The following is a 2,613-nucleotide window of genomic DNA, read 5'->3' as shown; positions in this document are numbered from 1 at the left end:
TCTTTAAAATACTATAACTCGTATTTGCCCCGTTTCTGTAAATCAACCCAATATTGATAAATCAGGCTCCAACACAGCAGCGCTAGAGCGTATGAATAACCTATTATTTATGTTTGGATTATGGCAGAGACGTTTCTTTATTGAGTCCAATCTTCTATTTTTAAGCCATCAATTTGGGAAAAAGCACGATCATTTGTGATGAGCACTATTCCTAAAGATAGAGCATGAGCAGCGATCAGCAGATCAAGATTCCCCAATATTCTACCCTTTCTTTGCAAGTTAGCACGAAGTGTTCCATAACAAGCTGCAACAGCACTATCCCATGGTAACACATCAACGCGAATCAAAAACTCATGCACAACGATGCTTAGCTTTTTTGCATCAGGTCTTTTTGCCAATCGAAATAGTAGTTCACCTTCGGTTATAACTGAAATTGCAAGATCGGACATAGGAACAGAAATAACTTTGTTACGAACATTATGGTCTCCTTTGATAAAATGGCTAACCATATTAGTGTCCAGCATATAACGATTTATTTCATTAGTCATTAAAAATATCCCTCTCTTGTGGTAAAGAATCTTCCCTCGACACCATAAAATCTTTAGGAATTTCCACAGTTTTTAAAAGATTAAAAAAGTCATCCCAATCTCCTGGTTTACGGGACAAAATCACATCACCCGTTTTGGGATCTTTTCTTATAAAAACCTCGGTGCAGTTAAAACGGTAAGCTGCTGGTAAGCGCACGGCTTGGCTACGACCATTTGTAAATATTTTAGCTGATTGACTCATGATAAACTCCATTGTATCGGTATATATTAAAGTATATACCTGACTTTGATATATATCAAGAAATATACCACCAAGAAAAGGTAAATAGCTTTTTCTTAGAAAACAATGCCCGGTAAAATCAATTACAGGGCTACCAAGCTTCGAACATTAGAGAATGGGAAAGTGGCAACCCAATATTTCTAATGTTTTGATGATAATACTTAATTTAAAGGCTACCTATCCATTTAGCTCCAAAATAGGGACCTCGCAGACCGAAGTTCACGTCGTTTCTGGTTTCATCGCCAACAATTAAATCCAAATTACTGGAATGAAGAGGTGAAAAATAATTGATAACCATGTAACCAGCATCCAGAATCAAAGTTCCCTGAGTTAATCCCAGAGCATACTTGGCCCCTAATTTAGTTTCAATTTCAGGAACCAAAGCATCGAATTTGGAATAAACAGGGCGTGTTGTAGCAGTATATAAACTATCATCAGCGTATTTAGAAGTACCAATAAGTAACGCGGTAGCAACATTACCATAAATAGAAAAGCCTGAATTAGAGAAATTATAAGTCATGTCAGCGCCAACGCGAGGACCTACACCCTCATATTTGAGAATTGAATGAGTAGTTGACATATAGTTTTCTTCAGGGAACACAACTGAGCCGGAAAGACCTGAGACATCTGTGCTGTTGAATTCAATTTTTGCAAATTGCAGACCAGCATGGAATCGAATATCTGCATTTCTACTAAAATCAACATGTTGACCAAATTCAGCATTGACCTCATTGAATTTTGTTTCACTTGTTCCAGTAGCGATAAGGGTTGCAGTGGTATCAAGAGCCCAGAGGCCAGTAAGATCATAGCGAGATGAAGGACCATCTTTCCACCATATCCAATTAACTCTTATATCGTTACCTGTATTGAAATAGTAAGAGCCTTCTAAACGGAATCCCCACTCAAAATCTCTATGATATTGTTGGTAAATCCGGGTACCGCTTGCTGAACCGGTGTTTATTGTGCTTAACCAGGAATTGTTATTTGACAAACTTTTAAGATAAAGAGCTTGAGCACCAAAATCCCATGCATTTTTTGGACATGGTACAGTCACATTATCAGGACTACAAACAGGTCCCATTGTGCCAGCAAAAACAACATTACTTAAACATAAAGCGGCTACAGCAATAGCATTTGACTTCATAATTATCCTTATCTCCATACGTAATAAATCAATGAGGAAATCCTCTCAAAATGCATATCAATACAACTGGAAAAGTACGAGGCAACAATATTTATAAATTTTATTGCGCCGTTATGATATATTTAAAAAATAAATAATATCAATAGATATGGCACCGTCAATTAAACTTTTGCGCTAGACTGTATTTTATTTAGAGGCAAGCCTGGTGTAATGAAATGGACTCCTCTTCTAATCGAGGCAATACTAATGCCTTGTTGAGGAATTTAAAAAAGAGGAGCTTATTATAATGAACATGACCACCCTTGGTATTGATCTTGAAAAAAATGTATTTCAATTGCATGGGGCAAACGATTTCGGAAAGAAAGTATTTGGTAAACGCGTTAGCCGTGAAAAATTTGCAGAGGTTGTTCAACAAGTTCCCGCAAGTTTAATAGGGATGGAAGCCTGTGGAAGCGCCCATTATTGGGCTCGAAGATTTACCAAAATGGGCCACACCGTACAATTGATGAGTCCACAATATGTTAAGCCTTATGTAAAAACCAATAAAAATGATCGTAACGATGCAGAGGCTATTTGTGAGGCAGTAAGGGGTTCTAGCCGGGAACCTCAGAAATTTCCGGACAGTTTTTAGTCCTATTTTT

At 37.4% G+C, this 2,613-nt stretch carries 4 protein-coding genes; 1 reads left to right on the top strand and 3 read right to left on the bottom strand.

Annotation, left to right across the window (positions count from 1 at the left end):
• Positions 1–137 precede the first annotated feature (137 nt).
• From QM652_RS14485 to QM652_RS14475, 3 genes are all read right to left on the bottom strand, one after another.
• The gene (locus QM652_RS14485; protein ID WP_415077030.1) at positions 138–548 is read right to left on the bottom strand and encodes a type II toxin-antitoxin system VapC family toxin; all 411 of its coding nucleotides are present in this window, start codon (positions 546–548) and stop codon (positions 138–140) included.
• Positions 541–789, bottom strand: a complete 249-nt coding sequence (locus QM652_RS14480) for an antitoxin (RefSeq protein ID WP_415077028.1) — start codon at positions 787–789, stop codon at positions 541–543. The genes QM652_RS14485 and QM652_RS14480 overlap by 8 nt, the downstream gene beginning before the upstream one ends.
• A 205-nt stretch (positions 790–994) precedes the next feature.
• Complete coding sequence (locus QM652_RS14475) at positions 995–1,972, bottom strand: Lpg1974 family pore-forming outer membrane protein (protein WP_415077027.1); 978 nt, start codon at positions 1,970–1,972, stop codon at positions 995–997.
• A gap of 286 nt (positions 1,973–2,258) precedes the next feature.
• Between QM652_RS14475 and QM652_RS14470 the strand changes: the two genes are divergently transcribed.
• On the top strand, positions 2,259–2,603 hold the full coding sequence (locus QM652_RS14470) for an IS110 family transposase (RefSeq protein WP_415077025.1): 345 nt from the start codon (positions 2,259–2,261) through the stop codon (positions 2,601–2,603).
• Positions 2,604–2,613 lie beyond the last annotated feature (10 nt).

Origin of the sequence: Legionella sp., assembly GCF_047605385.1 — a bacterium.
Classification (GTDB): Bacteria; Pseudomonadota; Gammaproteobacteria; order Legionellales; family Legionellaceae; genus Legionella.
Note: the sequence above shows the minus strand (reverse complement) of the source record. Positions and strands in the feature narration are given on the sequence as shown.